Annotated in this window: 3 protein-coding genes; 2 read left to right on the forward strand and 1 reads right to left on the reverse strand. The window is 62.1% G+C overall.

All coding sequences use genetic code 11. The features are described from left to right. The first annotated feature begins 116 nt into the window (after window positions 1-116). Both RHP72_RS16535 and RHP72_RS16540 read left to right on the forward strand, forming a co-directional pair. Window positions 117-770: a GNAT family protein gene (locus RHP72_RS16535; RefSeq protein ID WP_311093608.1), complete on the forward strand. Its 654-nt coding sequence runs from the start codon at window positions 117-119 to the stop codon at window positions 768-770. A 95-nt stretch (window positions 771-865) separates the two neighbouring features. After that, window positions 866-1,435, forward strand: coding sequence for a DUF5655 domain-containing protein (locus RHP72_RS16540; RefSeq protein ID WP_073513049.1), 570 nt, complete (start codon window positions 866-868; stop codon window positions 1,433-1,435). 350 nt (window positions 1,436-1,785) lie between these two features. Here RHP72_RS16540 and RHP72_RS16545 read toward each other — a convergent pair whose 3' ends face one another. Continuing rightward, entirely contained in the window at window positions 1,786-18,012 is a 16,227-nt protein-coding gene (locus tag RHP72_RS16545; RefSeq protein WP_311093609.1) for a non-ribosomal peptide synthetase, read from the reverse strand. Window positions 18,013-18,192: the final 180 nt, after the last annotated feature.

Consider the following 18,192-nt stretch of genomic DNA (forward strand, 5'->3'; position numbering starts at 1 on the left):
CACGACTTCGTACCGCGAGGGCAAAAGAATCCCGATGACCAGAAGTCGCTCACTCGGACGTGCCTGGCATGCCAGACTGTGACCCGATTCGCACACGAAACGAAGGTCTGAAGACGATGGTTGACCCACTGCGAGAGATCTGGCCTCCGTACGGAGTCACGATCACGTGTGGGCCCATCACCTTGCTCCCTGTGCGCGACGATCATTTCCCCGAACTCACTGCGCTGGTCCGAGCCGGCATTCACCCTGCCGAACAGATGCCGTTTCTCGTCCCCTGGACGGTGGGCACTCCCGACGAAGTGTCGCGAAGATTCATCCAATACCACTGGTCGGTCCGCGGAGCGATGACCATGACCGACTGGAAATTCGAAACAGCCATTGTCGTCGACGGAGAAATCGTCGGCTGCCAGGCGTTCGCCGCGACGGACTTTCCTACCAGTCGTACCGGTGAAACCGGCTCGTGGATCGGACGCGGGTTCCAAGGCCGGGGTGTCGGCACTCTCGCCCGACAGGCAATCTGCGCATTCGCATTCGACTCTTTGGGTGCACGAAGCGTGGTGTCATCGGCATTCACGGACAACCCCGACTCGATCACGGTGTCCACCAAAGTCGGGTACCGCGCAGACGGCACAGTAGAGGAGTTGGCTGCCGACGGTCGCATGACCGTGCGTCGTCTCTTCACCCTCAGCCGCGAAGATTTTGTCGCACCGCCGTATCCCGTCGAAGTGACCGGCGTGCGCGCGTTCAAGACGATGCTCGGCATCGACTGAGCGAGCTACCCGTGCACCGTGAGAACCGAGAGAGCAGCGACAACCGGAAGACCAGTGACAACCGAAAGACCAGCGACAACCGGTAGAACAGACACATGGAACCCTCCGACATGATGGCCGCAGTCACCTCGTCCATGCGCGACCGTACCGGGCGCACCCTCGAAGAATGGGTTGAGGCCGTACGGACGTCCGGGGTCGACCCGCTCGATCAGAACGAAGTGCGCAAGTGGCTGAAAGCAGAGCACGGTGTGCCGCAGAATTCGCAGTGGGCAATTGCATTCGAGACTGCCGAACAGTCCGGATGGGTGGAGCCGACCGTCGAGCAATACATCGACCAGCAGTACAGCGGCCCGAAGGCAGCACTGCGGCCGATCTTCGATGAAGCCCGACGTCTGATCGAAGAACTCGGAACCGATGTTCGGGTCGAAGGCCGCGGAACCTACACGCCCTTCGTTCGCGCTCGCCAATTCGCCGCCATCGCAGCGGCCACCAAGGCCCGAGTCGACCTCGGACTACGTTTTGTCGAGGCCCCCGAATCCGAACTTCTTGTCCCGGCCAAAGCTCCCGGGCAGTCGACCCACAAGATCGGGCTCACCAGCACCGCAGACGTGAACGACGAAGTCGGATTGCTGACAGCGATCGCGTATCAACAGAACGGCCGGTAGGTCACTCACTCACCGCCACGCAAACGCTCACCGGCAGGCTGCACGAAAGTCCCTGTTCTCCTTGTCGGAGAACAGGGACTTTCTTCACCGCGGGGGAAGGTCGCTGCGACGTGTCAGCTCAGGCCGAAGAGCGCGCCGATGATGGTCCGAGCAGCCTCGAAGAGCGCGTCGACGGACGGAACACCGATTTCAGAGCTGATGGAAAAAAGGGAACCCAACATACGATCCTCCGGAGATAGTTTCTGAATGGCTTACTGCCACAAGGGAAATGCTACCGATTCCACTTGCGGAACTGAAGCAAGGGGACCACGGGAGTGACAATTCCGGACCAAAGTCCCGGCCCGTTAGATCTACTGCACCCCAGTATGATTGCGATCCTTCGAATCCGAATCGACACCTTCGAGATAGCCGACGAGAACTTGGGCGACCTCCGCCAACACCTCAGTGCTCGACATTTCCGAGTGGGAGCAGTCGACCAGGTACGCCCGCAACGGCCCCACCAGTTCGGACCACCTTTCGACCAGGTGACGATGTTCAGGCAGATCATGCTGCGCCACAAACAGTTCCACTGACCCGAAATAGTGCCTCGGCGTGTGGTCCCGAACGATTCGCGACAGTTTTTCCACCCGACCCACTACGGATTCGAGTACCGTATCGGAAAGGAAATCCATACCGGTCTGCCTTCGGATCTCTGTCGCAACGTCTGTGAAAGTCAGTGCTGCAGTTTCAGTTTCAACCTCGGATAGCCCGATCTGCGCGAACAGTTCGGAAGGTTTCGGAGCCGCTTGTACCGATGGCATCATCTCCGGTAACAGCGCGTCGAGCATGACAACCGAACCGACCAGATCGCCGGCCTCTTCGAGCTGGCTCGCCATCTCGAGCGCGATCGTTCCGCCGGCAGACCAACCCAGTAGATGGTATTCACCCGACGGCTGCACCGTCCGTACGGCATCGACGTACCCCGACGCCAACTCCGCCACCGTGCCTGGCAATTCACCTGCTCCCGTTGCCTGGATGCCGTACACCCGTCGACCCCGCAGCTGACCGACGAGTCCGGCGTAGCACCAGGCGATTCCGCTGACCGGATGCACACAGAACAACGGCGGCCGTTGGTCATCGGGGTCGCCGCCGAGCATGACGACCGTGTCCAGCGGATCCGAACGAAGCGAATCACCCTCGAAGACATCGGCATGAACGAGATCCATCCGAGAGGCAAGCTCCGCCACAGTTCGGTCGGTGAAAATCCATTGAACCGGGAATTCCCTGTTAAGGCTCTCACGCAAGCGCGTAGCCACTCGAACTGCACCCATCGATGTCCCGCCGAGCTCGAAGAAGTCGTCGTAGCGGCCGACCGATTTCGCGCCTGTCACGCCCTCGAATGCCTGTGCCACGTGACGTTCGGTATCCGAGATGGGTCGATCCACACTCGACCCCGGCTGCGGTGAAGGAGCAGGAAGTGCCGCTGCGTCTATCTTCCCCGAAGCGAGCAACGGTACCTCGCCCACTATCGTCACCGACGAAGGCAGCAGGTGCTTCGGCAGCAGGCCGGAGACGAACCCGCGAAGCTCCGATTCCGTCGCCGAACCGTTTTCCGCCAACGTCACATACGAACGGAGCTCAGCGGATCCGTGCCCGTCGTCACAGACAACGGTTACCGAGAAGGCCACTGCTCCATGGCTTGACAGAGCCGCGTCGACCTCCGCCGGTTCCACGCGGACACCCCGCACCTTCACCTGCGCGTCGTTGCGACCCAGGTACTCGAGCGCTCGGTCGTGACGCCTACGACGCACGAGGTCACCCGTGCGATACATCCGGGTCCCCACCGCATGAGGATTGGCAACAAAGCGCTCGGACGTCAGAGCCGGGGAAGCGACGTACCCCCGTGCCACATTCTCACCGGCGAGGAACAGTTCTCCCGCAACGCCATCCGGAACCGGTCGGAGCCTCTGATCGAGAACAAATGCTGTCGTACCAGGGACTGGAGTGCCGACAGTGACGTCCGCGTCAGTGATCCGTGCGGAAATCGATGCCGCGATCGTTGATTCGGTCGGTCCGTATCCGTTGACGATGCGATGTCGGGGTGACCACGCCGACGCAAGGCGCGCAGGAAGCGGCTCCCCCATCGATTCGACGATCAACGGTTGCACTGCATCCGGATCGACTGTCGCCAGGACCGTCGGCGTCACGATCAGATGTGTTACGTCAGCGGCTATCAGCAGATTCGTGAGTTCTTCTCCCCCGTAGACGAAGTCGGGAGTCAGAATCAGCGTTCCACACCCTGCAGCCGCGAGAAGGATCTCGATCACCGACGCGTCGAAGGTCGACGACGCCAATTGCAGGACTCGGGGGCCACGCTCGAGCTCGGCGATCTCGGCGTGGGCGGTGCAGACGTTCATGATTCCGCGATGTGAAACCTCCACGCCCTTGGGTCTTCCCGTGGAACCCGACGTGTAGATGACGTAGGCGAGGTTGTCGGGGTGAGCCGGCGTTGCCGATACCTCGGCAGCGCCACCAGCAGTGCGGGATTCGTCCATCGCCACCCACTCGACGCACTCGGGCAAACTCTCGGATGCACCTCCAGCTGTCAAACCGACAACCGAACCGCATTCCTCGACCATCGTCTGCCGGCGCGCTGTCGGCAGCGCCGGATCGAGCGACAGCCACGCTGCGCCTGCACGCGCTACTGCCCACAACGCAACGATCCACAGATGCCCGCGCCCGAGCGCAACGGCCACCACGTCGTCGGGTCCGATTCCTCGGACCACCAACTCGCGTGTCCAGTGCGACGACTCCTCGTACAGGTCGCGGTAAGTCCAGCGTCTGCCGTTCTCTTCCAGCGCTACGCCGTCGGGCGCCTGACGCAGAGCGCGTTCGAAAATGTCGGCAATCGTCAGAGGTTCGACGTGGCGAGGATTCGCAGCAGTCAGCGCCGAGCGTTCGAGTCCGGACAGCAGTTCGATCTCCCCGATCACAATCTCGGGTTCCGCGGTCACTGATTCGGCGATACGTCTCACCCGCTGCATGAACAGTTCCGCGGTCGACTCGCGGAACTTGTCCGTCGCATACAGCAATCGAATAGTCAGACTGTCACCGGTGTCGACCAGGTCCCACGTCAAGTCGTAACCGGTCGACGCCCCTGAATTCTCGATGTCGAAGACGGTAATGCCGTCGATCTGCGGCAACTCCAGCGCTCGCCGGTACGCCAGCATGACCGTGAACAGCGGATGCTCGTTCATCCTGCGCGGCGGATCGACCTTCGCAACGACGTCGTCGAACGAGACGTCCGCGTTCGCCATTGCTTCCAGATCGACACGGCGAACCTCGTCCAGAACAGCAGCGAAGCGATCGGTGGAGTTGATCCTCGTGCGCAATGCGACAGTACCCACCATCATTCCGGCGACGCTCAGCAGCGCCGGATCGTTCCGCAGACTCACAGCTGCTCCCACCACGACGTCGTCCGTGACGCACTCGCGAGCGAGCAGCACGGCAATCACGCTGTGGACGACCATGAATACCGTGACGCCATGCGAACGAGCCAACGCCGACAACGCGTCGTAGGTGGCGCCGTCGAGGACTTCCGTCACCATCTCCTCGGATCGTGAAGACACGGGACTCCGGGGGTTGTCGACGGGTAGAGCCAACACATCCTCGACGCCACAAAGTGCGTCCGACCAATAGTCGAGTTGCCGGTGAGCCATGCTGAGAGAATCCTCGGGGTCACCCAAGCTCTCTCTCGCCCAGAAACTGTAGTCGCCGTAGCTGATCTCCCCCGACGAGCGATCCCAGGGAAGACCTGCCGACCTGGCCTCGAATGCTGCCACGAAATCGGTCAGGATCGGGCCCATCGACGCTCCGTCGATCGCGATGTGGTGAACAACGATGACCAGGACCGTCAGTCCTGCAGAGTCGACTCCTGCCTTTTCGGCGAACACACGCACACGGAACGGAACATCTCGTTCGAGATCGAACGGCACAGTCGCGAATGCCGAAGCGCTCGCACGGATATCGCCGACGTGTACCGCAGTGAGATCGAATGCAACAGAGTCCATTTCAAGTTGTTGCGGACCGAATTCACCCGGAACACAGACAGTTCGCAATACGGCATGGTGATCGACGACGTCGCCGAGCGCGCTGCTCAAGACCGAACGATCGACGTCGTCTGCAAGGACCGCTGCAAACGTCAGGTTGTACGCAGTCGATTCCGGCTGAAGCTGATTGATCAGCCAGAGTCGTTGTTGCGAGGGCGCCAGCGGGGCCGGCTTGCCGGGATCACGTCGAGTCAGTTCGCGGCGTTTGCCATCGGACGCGCTCGCCGACAGCCACTGAGACATCGCTCGCGGCGACGGATTGTCGAAGACGGCGCGAACAGGCACATCTCGCGCGAAGATCGAGGCGAGTCGACCTGCCACCGCTGCCGCGGCCAACGAATCACCACCTGATTCGAACAGGTTGTGCAGAGCGCCGAAACTTCCGGACACGTGTTCCGACATGACAGCGGTGACGAGTTCCTCCGAAACCGTCACTGCTGCATCGGGCGCCTGGCTCTCGAACACATGGCGCCGCAACGCATCTGCGTCCAGTTTTCCGTTCGTCGTGAGCGGGATCGACTCCAATACGACCACGCGGCCGGGCATCAGATACGCAGGCAACATCGCGGCCAACTCGATTGTCAGCTGATCCGCCTCCACACCATCGCCGACCGCGCACGCAACGGCGATGTCGTCGACGAGGACAACCGCCGCAGCCTCGACGCCCGTGCACCGACGCAGAGCTGATTCGATTTCGGCGGGCTCGACGCGGATTCCTCGCACGCTCATCTGACGGTCGGAGCGTCCGACGAATCCGAGCCTGTCATCCGTGCGGCGATGAACCAGATCACCGGTCCGATAACGGCGGTGCCCACCGGGTGCTGCGATGAACGACGTGGCGGTGCCGGCAGGATCTCCGGCATAGCCCATCGCAAGCCCGGGCCCGCTGACGTACAACTCACCGATCCCGGCCCACGGCACCGGACGCAGTCGCGTATCGAGCACCTCTGCACCGATTCCGGCGAGCGGGACTCCGATGGTGACCCGATGATCCACCTCGGCGACAGTGGTGACCACCGTGCATTCCGTCGGTCCGTACGCATTGAGCATTCGCGCGCGGCGACTCCACGCACGCGCGGTGGAAGGTGAGAGCACATCGCCACCGACTGCCACCACCTCGAGCGAATCGAACCGCTCTGGAGCCATCGTGTCGAGTACGGCTGGAGTGGACAACATGTGAGTGACGCCGCGTTCTGCGACGAATTCTTCGAGTGCCCTTCCGCCGAAAGCCTCCCGAGGAGCGACCGCCAAGGTAGCCCCGGCGCCGATCGCCAACATCATCTCGAGGATTGCTGCATCGAACGTCGGTTTGTAACCGTGCAGCACAACCGAGTCCGAGGTCACGCCGTACTTGCGGACAGCATCGTCGGTCAGCAGGCCCAGTCCTCGGTGGGTGACTGCAACGCCTTTCGGTTCACCGGTCGACCCGGACGTGTGAACAACGTACGCGACTGAATCCGGATACTGCCGACCGGGAACAGGGCTGCGATCGGAGAGGACTGTGCGCAGCTGCTTCAGACGTGCCGGTGGCAGGTCGGGGTCGATCGGCACGAATGCCGCTCCCGTTTTCGAGATCGCCAACATTCGGACCAGGTACGCGATAGTCCGCACCGCCGGAATCTCGTACACAGCACCCGGTCCTGCTCCCCGAGCCACCAGTTCCCAGGCTTGGGCATCCGAGGCAGAGTCGAGTTCGGCATACGTCACCGTGCGGTGTCCGTCGTCGAGAGCAATGTTGTTCGGGAATCGCGCCGCGGTGGCGGCGAAGATCTCGGTCAGTGTGCGGGACGAATCGACCTCGGCAGCAGTCCAACTGGGCGCCGCGCCCACCACGAGATCCGAAACGAGTACTGGTACATCCTCGGCAATCGAGGTGAGCACGATCGACAGCTGTCGGGTAACCGCGTCGGCGCTCGAAGGATCGAATGCGCTCGCGGCATAGATGAGCGCTCCGGTCAATGAACCGTCGTCAGCGGGTGCGAGCGAGACATGCATGGGGAACTTCGTTGTCGCGGTCTCGATTTCGCGAGCCTCGATCGTGAGGCCGGAAACCTCCACGGCAGGGATCGCGAAGTTCTGCAGACCCAGCGCAATCTGGGGAGTTCGTCCACCGAGCAGCTCACCAACCAACTCGGCAGGAACAGAGCTGTTTTCGAACGCTGCCACATCAGCATCGAAAGCTGCACCCAACAGAAGATCGATCGGCACGTCCCCGTCGATCCGAAGGCGAAGAGGCACCGTATCCACGAACATGCCGACCACGCCGTCGAGCTGAGGCGCCCGCCGTCCGTCGACAGCTGTCGCGATCACGACATCGGGATTTCCACTCAGCTTGGCAAGCACCACCGACAACGCCGCATGAACCACCGCGAACAGCGAGACCTTCAATCGGTCGGCTCGCGCCTGCAGTGCCGAGGTGATGACGGCTGGTATCACGAAGTTCACTCGCTGCGCTAAGGTATCCGGCCCGCCATCGGAGTGATCCACCGTCAGCGGAGACACAGATGTCACACCGTCCAGCGTTCGGCGCCAGAACTGCTCGACGACAGGGGAAACGTCACGTGCTGCCTCCCACGCGGCAAAATCCCCGTACTGGATCGGCAACGGAGACCATTGCGAATCCAGTCCAGCTCGTCGCTTGCCGTACGCGGTCAGCAGGTCGCCGACCACCGTTCGCATCGACACCCCGTCGACTGCGATGTGATGAAAGCTCACTGCCAGAACGTGCCTGACCGGTGACACCTGGAGCAGCATCCAGCGCACCGGCAGGTCTGCCGCTACATCGAAACCACGCGAGCCGAACTCTCGCAGCAGCACCTCGACCTCGATGTCGGCGACCAGCCGCGTTTCCATTGTCACGGAGGTCGGAGGATCCACGACCTGAACCGGTGGAGTGCCCGGATACCGGGTTCTGAGGACATCATGACGACCGACAAGATCAGTTGCTGCCTGACGCAGCGCGGCCGCGTCGAGTTCACCGTCGATCTCGATGCAGATCGGCAGGTTGTACGCGCCGCTCGCCGTGTTTCGCTGATTCAGTACCCACATCGCACGCTGGTTTCGTGACAGGGGTGCGGGCGTGGGGTCGCGGCGCGGTTCCAGTCGGACAAGATCGGTCACCGAGTCGTTCTGCTCGAGCGAATCGAGCCGGGCTGCCAATGCCGCAACTGTTGGATGCTCGAATACGGTCCTGAGCGGAACAACCAGCCCCAGAGTACTACTCAAGAGCGAGGTAACCTCCGCGGCCGACAGCGAGTTGCCCCCGAGCGAGAAGAAGTCTGCGTCGCGGTCGTCCTCATTCCCACCGAGGACGGAACCAAAAGCTCCGGCTACAACACGTTCGGTGGCGGTGGCCGGCCCCTCTGCACGGGAAGCATCCAGTGTCGGCGACGGGAGACGGGCGAAGTCGACCTTGCCGTTCCGCATCGGAAGCTCGCCCTCGATGTCGACGATGGCATGCGGAACCATGTACGTCGGAAGGACTTCTGCGGCGGCAGCGCGAAGTTGACCAGTGTCAACTCTTTCGGCACCTGAACTTCTCACGTAGGCGACCAACAGAGGACTTCCACCTTCGGCCGACCGAACCCCGACGACACAGAAGTCGACGTTCGCGACAGACTGAATGACTGCCTCGATCTCACCCGGTTCGATCCGGACACCGTTGACCTTCACCTGCACGTCGGTTCGCCCGAGATAATGCAGGCGATACGTATTTCCCTCGGATTTGGGGCTTTCCGGCTTCCACCTCACCAGATCGCCCGTCCGGTACATCCGGGCGCCTGAACCGGTTGCCACGAATCGTTCCGCAGTTCGGGCCGGTTGGCCGGCGTAACCGCGAGCGAGCATTCGACCTGAGAGATACAGTTCGCCGACGACTCCCGGCGGCACCGGTTCGAGTCGATCATCGAGTACGACGGCGTCGACCCCGGCCAGTGGATACCCGATCGATCCGTCGTGAGTGTCAGCCGACAGTTGTTCGATCGACAGTTGTTCGATCGACAGTGGTTCGGTAGCAAGCGAATACATCGTCGACTCGGCAGGTCCGTATCCGTTGATGACTCGGCGTCCGGCTTGCCAGCGCTTCGCCAACGCGCCGCCGAGTCGCTCGCCCCCGAACATCACCGTGGAAAGGTCCGGCAGCGAAGGATCGCCGATCGAGGCGACGACAGTAGGTGTGGCGCACAGATGAGTAATTCGCTCGCGCCTCAGTGCTGATGCGAGTCCCGAGCCGAACAGTTCTTCGTTCTTCGCCAGAACGAGCGTGGCCCCGGACGCACTCGCGATGAGCACCTCGAGCAACGTCATGTCGAATCCTGGCGCTCCGCGATGGAATACGCGAGAACCTGGCCCAGCCGAGAATCGACCGGGCAGGTCTTCGGCGATCACACCGAGCCCGCCGTTGGTCACGACCACAGCCTTGGGGGTTCCGGTCGTTCCTGACGTGAAAACTACGTAGGCCGCCAGGTTCTCGGAATATTCGCGCACCGAGTCGGTGACTTTCTCACCACCAGCGTCTTCAGCACCAGCGTCTTCACCACCAGCGTTGCGGCCGCCGATCGCTCCGGTGCCCAGTGTTTCGAGGACATCGCGTACTCGCGCCTGCGGCTGTTCCGGGTCCGTCAATGCCGGAGCTGCACCGACCTTCGCGATTGCCCACAGTTGCACGATCGACGCAATCGACCGATCTGCAGTCCAAGCAGCGACCTGGTCGACTCCAACTCCCCGGGAGCGCAACTCGTCGGCTGCGACATCCGACTGGGCATCGAGTTCCCGGTAAGTCAGTGTGTTGCCCTCACCCTCGACCGCCACAGCGTCCGGGGCGGATTCGACGCCGAAGCGCAGCATGGAGGCAAGTGTCGTACCGGAAAGTCGAGATCGATCAGGCCGGTCGACCGCGCCGTGTGCGGGGACGAGAAGAGCTCGTTCCGCACTGTCCAACAGGTCGATTTGCCCTACGGCGACATTCGGGTCGACAGACACTTGATTCAGGAAGCGCTCGAACCGGCCCGCAAAGCTCGATACCGTCAGATCATCGAATAGATCAGCGTTGTAGACGAATTCGAGACCGAGTTCGCCCCCGACCCCCTCGTCCGTGACGTTGACCTGCAGATCGAAATTTGCGTGCCTGACTTCAGGAGCAATCTGTGTGATGTCCAGCCCTGGTATCGACCACGCGGCGGTCTCAGCAGTTCGGAACGAGAGCGCCACCTGGAACAACGGATGTCGCGAACGCGATCGCGGTGGGTCGATCAGATCGACCAGCGATTCGAAGGGCATCTCTGCGTGCGCGAACGCCGCTACGTCACGCTGACGAACCTGCTCGACCAACCGGCCGAACGAGTTCGACGGATCGACTTCGGTTCGAAGAACAATCGTGCCGGCAAACATGCCGACCAGCTCGTCGAGTTCAGGTGTGACGCGTCCGGACACAACAGTGCCGACAGCTACGTCATCGATACCGTTGTACCTCGCCAACAGCGCCGCGAGAGCGGCGTGTACAACCATGAACATGGTCGCGTTGTTCGATCGTGCGAGTGTCTGAAGGCCCGTTCGTACCGAACCTGAGATCTCCACCCGACAGCTCGACGCACGGGCGAACGTCGAACGTGGACGATCGAGGGGAAGCGTCACCTGCTCGGGAAGTCCTTCGAGAGCCTGCATCCAGTAGCTGCGTACCGTCTCGGGAATCCCCGATTCCCTTTGCCATGCACTGTAATCGGAGTATTCGAGCGCGAGCGGCGACCACTGCGGAGCGTGCTGCGCCGAGCGGGCGATGTACGCCGCAGTGAAGTCGCGGACCAACAATTCGAGTGATCGAGCGTCGGCGGCAATGTGATGGACGACGACAGCCAGGATGTGCTCGACAGGTGAAACCTGGAGAAGTGCCGCACGTACGGGCGGATCAACGGTGACATCGAAGCCCGAACCCACCAGTTCTGCTACACAATTCTCGGCGTCGCCGCCGTCGAGTGCCTCGAGCTGAAAGGCCGGAAGCGCATCCTCGGCGTCGAGCACCGTCTGAACCGGGCCGCCGCCGACAACCGGGTACACGGTCCGCAGAGTGCGATGGCGATTGATCACGTCACGAATTGCCAGTTCGGCCGCAACCACGTCCAGCTCGCCTGCCAAGCGCAGCACGATCGGGATGTTGTATCCGGCGGAGTCTGTATCCAACTGATTCAGAATCCACATTCGATGCTGGGAAGCTGACAGGTGCACTTCCGTGTTGTCCGAACGAGGCCCCAAGGACACGTCAGACGCGTGCTCCGCGCCGGTTCGCCCTACACCTATCCGCGCAGCAGCGATGTCTGCGAGCTGATCGACGGATGGGTGCTCGAACACATCGCGGACGTCGAGGTTGCAGCCCAGGGCGGAGTTCAGACGCGACGAAAGACGAGTGGCGATCAAGGAATTGGCGCCTTGATCGAAGAGGTTCCGGACCGGATCGACATGCGGAACTTCCATCAAATCGCTCAGAATAGCTGCGACTGTCTGCTCGAAGAAGTCTCGCGACTGCCGAGTCGGCTGCGTGAGAGACACCGGGGTCGGCAACGATGCTCGGTCGATTTTGCCGTTGATCGTGACCGGTAATGACGCGAGCGCCATCAAAGCCGACGGAACCATGTGCGCGGGCAGCAACGAACGAGCAGTCCGCAAGACGCCGTCGAGGTCGTGTCCGCTCCCTGGGGTGATGTAACCGACCAAAGTCGGCCCGCTGCCGAGTTCTCTCACCACTACCGCGGCCTGCTCCACCGACGTGTGAGCCAACAGCGCGGATTCGACCTCGCCCGGTTCGATGCGGTAACCGCGCAGTGCCATCTGACCGTCGGCGCGGCGAACATATTCGAGTCGGCCGGCTCGCCAACGGACCAGATCGCCGCTGCGGTACATCCGTGATCCATCGAATCCGGGTTCAGGCACGAATCGCGAAGACGTCATCGCGGGTCGACCCAAGTAGCCTTCGGCCACCTGCGGACCCGCAACATACAGTTCGCCGACAGATCCCGGAGGGACGGGCTTCAACGACGCGTCCAGTACGTAGCTGCGCAACCCTGGTAGTGGGGACCCGATCGGCGAGACAGTCTCGTCACCGGGGACAAGATCGAAACTGGTGACATGGACTGTGGTTTCGGTGATTCCGAACATGTTGACGCCCCGCACGTCCGGGTGCCGATCGAACCAAGCCTCCACGCGCCCGGCGTCGAGGCGATCACCGCCGAAAACAATCGTCCGGAGCGGAAGCAGCATTTCCTGCGTGACTTCCGCCAACGCATAGAAGGCGGCCGGGGTCTGATTGAGAACGGTCACTCGTTCCCGCACAATCAGATCCGCGAATCTTTCGGGTGAGCGCGCGACATCACCGTCCACGATCACGAGGGATCCGCCAGTGGTCAACGAGCCCCACATCTCCCAGACCGAGAAGTCGAATGCGTACGAATGAAACATCGTCCACACATCTTCGGCGTTGAAGTCGAAGATCTCTCGGGTCGAGGCGAGCAGCGCCAACACGTTGTCCTGAGACACCACTACGCCTTTGGGAGCTCCGGTCGATCCGGAAGTGTAGATCACGTAGGCGGCGGACTCCGACTGTGCAACGGGCCAGTCGGCCGTAGCGTCAGTCGTCTCGTCCACGAAGATGACAAGTTGCTCGTACCCAACGAACCGCCCAGCAGATTCGTCCGTCGACAGAATCGCTTTCGGGCCTGCATCGGCAAGTACGTAGTGGATACGAGCGTCGGGATACTGCAAGTCGATCGGTACGTACGTCGCGCCCGCGCGAATGACAGCGATGATGGCTACGACGAGGTCGACCGATCGAGGCAGGGCGACCGCCACGCGATCACCGACTCGAATTCCTCGATCGATCAAGACAGCGGCAAGGCCCTCCGAACGAACTCGCACCTCTTCATAGGTGACGCGAGTATCGCCACTCGACACCGCGATTGCATTCGGATGCCGGGCTGCGACGGCCCCGAAGAGGTCAGGCAGCGACTGCGCGACAATCGACGGCGCCGGCACCCGAGTCGACAATTCTTCGCGTTCCGCAACACTGAGAACATCGATGTCACGCAGCATGATTGACGAGTTCTCGGTAATCGAGTCACATACTCGACGAAGCCGCTCGACCCAGCTCTGCACGGTGCCTGCATCGAACAGATCGGCGGCATATCGGAAAGTGCCGCGAATACCGCTCGCGTCGCCGTCAATCGTACGATCCTCGCGCACCGTCACTTCGAGGTCGAAGCGAGGGTGCACGGGGGGTAGCGGAGTGCCGTGCGCCGTCAGAGTTCCCATCGCGATCTCGGAGTCGGGCGCTACCGGATCGACAGCGAGAACAACTCGGAGGAAAGAATTCTTCTCACCTACGCCCCCGCCGACCGCACGGTCGACCACCCAGTCGAACGGAACGTCGGCATTGGACAGGGCCGCCACATCAACCTCGCGCACCCGAGTCAAGAACTCACCGAACGTGTCTCCGCCGCGAAGGAGCGTTCGCAGCGCGACGGTCCCGACGAACATACCGACGACGCCGTCGAACGAAGGATGCGTTCGTCCGGAGGTCGGGGTCCCGATGACCACATCGGACGCACCGGTGATCTTGCTCAGTGCGATCGCAAGGCAGGCGTGCAACACCATGAAGGTTGTGCAGTCGTGCGCGCGAGCGATCTCGTTCAGCGCCGCATGGATAGGTGAGGGCAACTCGAACGCCACGTCCCGCGCCGACGACGGTTGGTCCGGCCGGCGGGATCTGTCCACGGGAAGCGCCAGAGTCGGATCAACACCGGCGAGTGTGTCGGACCAGAATTCCAGCTGGCGTCCTGCCAAGCTCTGTGGATCCGCGGGATCACCGAGAATGGTTCTGTGCCAAGCGGAATAGTCGCGGTAGTCGAGAGCGGGCGAAGGCCAGATCGGCGAACTCCCAGCGGCGCGAGCGTCGTACGCCGCGATGAGGTCCGAGACGATCGTCGCGAACGAAAGGCCGTCCAGGGCGATGTGATGGGCAACCACGGTCATGCGGTGGTCGGCGTCGCTGCCGGAGGCGAGGATCAAGCGAAGAGGCGTATCGGTCGCCAGGTCGAAACCCGCCGCAACCAAATCCGCTGACGCAGCCTCGTAATCCTCGGACGCAACCTCGATCAGAGTCACCGGAGTCTCGGTCGCAACCTGGATCGGCCACGCGTCGTGATTCTGGTCGAACGAGAAAACAGTACGCAAGACGAGATGGCGATCGGTCAGGTCACCTACCGCCACCCTCATCGCCTCGATATCCAGAGCACCACTGAACGCGACCTCGAACGCAATGTTGTACGCCGACGACTGGGGATCCAGACGGTTCAGTAACCACAGGCGTTGTTGCGCCGGTGCGATTTCCACGACGAGGTCTTCCGAAATGCGCTGGGGTTCCTCCACCCACTCCGCCCGCCCCGCACGGATCACCCGGGCCAGGCGCGCCGGCGTCGGGGCACCGAACACATCCCTCACACCAACCCGTCTTCCGAGGGCGGAACTCACTCGCGCGGCGACATACACGGCGTCGAGTGAACTACCGCCCCAGGCGAACAAGTCGGAGTGCGGTCCGAGAACTCCGACGCCGAGGACCTCGGCCATCACCGAGGCAATCAATTCCTCGTCGTACCCGATCGGGTGGTTGACCGCCGCGCGCTGCTCGGCCGGCGCGGACGACGCCGGTTCGGGGAGCGCCGAACGGTCAGTCTTTCCATGGCTCGTGACGGGCAATGCTGCCAAAATGGTCACCGAACTCGGCAGCATGGAACGAGGAAGTCGGGAAGCCAGATGATCGAGCACCATCGTCTGGCTCAACGGATGAGCTGCGCCTTCGGCCACGGTCACATACGCCGCAAGCGACCCGGATCGCTCGACCACCGCTGCTTGCGCAACGCCGGGAGTCGACAGGAGCACAGCCTCGATCTCGCCCAGTTCGACGCGTACTCCACGGATCTTCACTTGTTGATCAGAGCGGCCCAAGAACTCGAGTTGACCGGCAGCGTTCCATCGCACCATGTCCCCGGTGCGGTACATACGCTCACCAGCGCCGGCAGCACCGAAGGGCGCAGCGACAAAACGCTCCGCGGTGAGCGTCGGAGAAAGGTACCCTCGCGCCAGTCCGTGTCCCATCACGTACAGCTCCCCCGCGGCGCCGACCGGAGTTAGCCGCAACGACGAATCCAACACCACAGCGGAAACGCCGTCGATCGGGCGCCCGATCGGAGTATCACCACCAGGCTCGAGCGGCTCGCTCATGAATGCCGCGACGGTTGCTTCACTGGGCCCGTACGAATTCACGATGTCGACGTGACTCGACCACGCATCCACTAGCGCTCCCGGCGGTCGCTCGCCGCCGACGTTCAAGACTCGAAGTTCCGGCAAAGCCCGAGGATCCATCGTCAACGGAACCGATGGCGTCGAGTTCAGGTGCGTGACACCTTCGAGCCGCAAATAGTCTTCGAGGTCCACTCCGCCGATCAATCCGGGAGGAACGATCACTGCGGTCGCGCCGCAGCCGTGTGCAAGCAGAATCTCGAGGATCGCCACGTCGAACGATGTGTTTGCAAGGAGCGCGACGCGGGAGGAACTATCGATGTTCAGACGCCGTGCGTGAGAACGCAGCAACGGCACAATGCCTCGGTGCGTGACCGCGACACCCTTCGGTCGCCCGGTAGAACCAGAGGTGTAGACCACGTAGGCGGTGTCGTCGAGAGACAGATCGGCGATAGATGAACCCGCCCCCACGCGTCGATCCACCGGCCCTTCGACGGTCTCGTCGCCACTGGGATCAACGACGCACACCCAAGCCGGCACGTCCACGAGTTCGCCACCGACCACAACCGACACGTCGGCGTCGTCGAGAATGAAAGCGACACGCTCGGAGGGTGTTTGAGGATCCACGTAAAGAAGGACAGCACCAGCCCGCACTACCGCGTGGAATGCAACTACGGAATCGGTCGAGCGCTCGGTGAGGATCCCGACGACGTCGCCTCGTCCGACTCCGTTCTCCACGAGCAAGGCGCAGAGTGCATCCGCGCGAGCGCCGAGCTGGTCGTAAGTGACGTCCACACCTTGCTCGCGGATCGCGACAGCACTCCCCTGCCCTGCGCCGCCTCTGATGACCGAATCGAGCGTCGCGAATCCGTCCGTCCGCGGACCCAGCGCGGGGACCAGATCCTTCACTTCATCCGTCGAGAGGATGCGGAGGTCACCGAGCGCACGGGTAGCCGAGTCGAGGAACCCTTCGAGTAGCCGAACGAACTGACGATGATGCATCGCCAGGTCACGTTCGCTGTAGAGGTGCGGATTGGCTTCGAAGGACAGGCGAACGTTCTCCCCCGCGATCGACGGATAGATGCTGAAGAACAGGTCTTCGGTGGGTCCGGATGTGAGGACGTGAAATTCGCCGACGACGTCACCGAGCCGAATCGCTTCGTGAAACATCATGACGTTCACGGCCGGGCCCGCCGCCTCACGGGATCCGCCCTGCCCCTCCTGGAAGCCCATGTCCTCGTAGCGGAATCGCTGGTGGCGTAGTGCACCGGTCATCTGAACCGAGATCTGACGCACCAGTTCTCGTGGCGACAGATCCCGTTCGAGTTGCGCACGAACAGGCACGATGTTGGACAGCATCCCACCTGAACGTCTCGACGTCGCCGTGGTGCGGCCGGACACCGGCAAGCTGAGGACTACGTCATCGGAATCCGTCATGCGACCGAGATAGGACGCGAATGCACCGACGAGGACCGCCACCTCGGAGGTAGTCCACTCGGTCGCGACATCCGAAAGCTGTTTTGCAAGAGTTGGATTCAGTGTCCGCACCATCATGCGCTGCGGCATGGACGTCAGCCCGGCGCCGTCGGCGAGGCGAACCGGGCGGGGCAGGCCTTCGGACATCTCCGTCCAGTACTGCTCGTCCGATCGATACCGCGACGAGGATCGGTAATCGACGTCGAGGTCATGCAGTGCACGTACCCCGAGACAACCGAAAGGAGTCAGCGTCTTGCCATGAACCAGATGCGAATAGCGCTCGGCCACCCGAGCGGTGAGTGTCATCGCCGCATGTCCGTCGAGCACGAGGTGATGGGCGTGCGAGTACCAGTAGTAGTGCTCATCTGCCAGGTGAAGCAAGGTCGCCGAGATCAGGCGGTCAGACATCACGTCAAGTGGCCGTGAGTATTCCGCTGTCATCCACTCGTTCGCGCGCCGAACCGGGTCGCCATCGCTGCGTAAGTCGAGGTATGCGAGATCGTCGACGATCGAATGATCGACGACCTGCGCCGGCTCGGCATCGGTAGCGACGAGGCGAACGAACGGCGACTCCAATTCATGACATGCCGTATTCGTTGCCTCGATCAGCGCGTCGACGTCAACCGGTCCGCGTAGTTCCACGTACTGAGCCACCACGAACGGAGTTGACGGACTCAATTGCTGCGCGAACCACAGCGCGAGCTGAGCCCGAGACAACGGAAAAGCACTCAACCCGTCACCTCACATTTCACCAGCCTTGTTTTTCACGAACGTTCGGTGGCTGATCACGTGAATCCATGGGAGCGAACACCACGAACGGCCGAACCGAACCCTACTGTCTCGTCTAAGTTTTCACCACTGGGCCAACACTGCTAGACATGTCGACGCAGCTTTCACGCACTCAAACGTCAG

Origin of the sequence: Rhodococcus sp. SG20037, assembly GCF_031763325.1 — a bacterium.
Lineage (GTDB): Bacteria > Actinomycetota > Actinomycetes > Mycobacteriales > Mycobacteriaceae > Rhodococcus_F > Rhodococcus_F qingshengii.